The sequence below is a fragment of the Micromonospora sp. D75 genome (assembly GCF_018070405.1).
Classification (GTDB): domain Bacteria; phylum Actinomycetota; class Actinomycetes; order Mycobacteriales; family Micromonosporaceae; genus Micromonospora; species Micromonospora chalcea.
This window is the reverse complement of record NZ_JAGPXV010000976.1, coordinates 1-1,367: the sequence shown is the minus strand read 5'-3', so window position 1 is coordinate 1,367 and position 1,367 is coordinate 1. Positions and strand designations below refer to the sequence as shown.

2 protein-coding genes and 1 pseudogene are annotated in these 1,367 nt (G+C 68.5%); all 3 read left to right on the top strand.

Translation table 11 applies throughout. From position 1 onward, the window contains the following. Window positions 1-148, top strand: a pseudogene (locus tag KBX39_RS33690) (MFS transporter); the annotation flags it as partial. 209 nt (window positions 149-357) lie between these two features. Then, window positions 358-801 carry a 50S ribosomal protein L13 gene (gene rplM, locus KBX39_RS31250; RefSeq protein ID WP_013288574.1) on the top strand — a complete coding sequence of 148 codons (444 nt, stop codon included), beginning with the start codon at window positions 358-360 and terminating at the stop codon, window positions 799-801. A gap of 20 nt (window positions 802-821) precedes the next feature. After that, entirely contained in the window at window positions 822-1,286 is a 465-nt protein-coding gene (gene rpsI, locus KBX39_RS31245; protein WP_030501567.1) for a 30S ribosomal protein S9, read from the top strand. The last annotated feature ends 81 nt before the right edge of the window (window positions 1,287-1,367 follow it).

Genomic DNA, 1,367 nt, shown 5'->3' with positions numbered 1-1,367 from the left:
GGTGAACGTGGCGTTCCGGCAGTCGTTCCTGACCTCCGGCACGGCTGACGCCGCCTACCTGGCATTCATCGCCTGGTACGCGCTCTGCTTCCTGGTGACCTGGGTGGTCTACCTGCGTCCCGGGCCGCGTACGCTGGTCGGCGTGTGAGCTGCGCCATGGCGAACGCGCAGGCCACGCGGGGTACCACCCCGTTTTGACCTGCCGCCGGGCGGCCGGGTATCGTTGCCTGCTGTTGTACGACATTCTTAGGCGTGCCGCATCAGGTACGCTTGGTCGTTCGTGCGCGCTGGTCCGGCTGGGTATTCCCGGTCACCTCGGCGCGCGACCCCAGACCGACGACGAGACAAGGTAGACCTGTGCGTACGTACAGCCCGAAGCCGGGTGAGATCGAGCGTCAGTGGCACGTCATCGACGCCTCTGATGTCGTGCTGGGCCGCCTGGCGACCCACGCCGCCACGCTCCTGCGTGGCAAGCACAAGCCGACTTTCGCGCCGCACGTCGACACGGGCGACTTCGTCGTCATCGTGAACGCGGGCAAGGTCGCGCTGACCGGCAACAAGCGCCAGACCAAGGTCGCTTACCGCCACTCCGGTTACCCGGGTGGTCTGAAGCGGGTCGGCTACGACGAGCTGCTCACCAAGCGGCCCGAGCGGGCCATCGAGCTGGCCGTGAAGGGCATGCTCCCGCACAACAAGCTGGGCCGTCAGCTTCTCAAGAAGCTGAAGGTCTACGCCGGTGCCGAGCACCCGCACACCGCGCAGCAGCCGGTGCCGTTCGAGATCAAGCAGATCGCGCAGTGAGCGCGGGCGAAGGAAGCAGCATGACCGACATCACCGCCACCGAGGTCGCCCCCGAGGCCACCGAGGCGCCGGCGCCCGTCGCGCGCGCGCCCCGTGGTGACCGCCCGATCCAGACCGTGGGTCGGCGCAAGGAAGCCATCGTCCGGGTCCGGATCGTCCCGGGCAGCGGCAAGATCACCTGCAACGGCCGCGACCTCGAGGCCTACTTCCCGAGCAAGGTGCACCAGCAGCTCATCAAGGACCCGCTGGTCACCGCCGAGAAGGCCGAGGCGTTCGACGTGATCGCCAACCTGCGTGGCGGCGGCACCACCGGCCAGGCCGGCGCGCTGCGGCTCGCCATCGCCCGGGCGCTGATCGTCAGCGAGCCCGACGACCGCCCGGCCCTGAAGAAGGCCGGCTTCCTGACCCGTGACGCCCGGGTCAAGGAGAGCAAGAAGTACGGCCTCAAGAAGGCCCGCAAGGCTCCTCAGTACTCGAAGCGCTGATCACCACAAGCGCCTTGTACTTCTGACGGACGGCCGGTCCGCTTCCCCTTCCCGGGAGGCGGACCGGCCGTTCCGCGTTTC

Excerpts from the sequence above, each read along its gene's own strand:
- rpsI (WP_030501567.1), top strand. The coding sequence starts at position 822 with ATGACCGACATCACCGCCACCGAGGTCGCCCCCGAGGCCACCGAGGCG.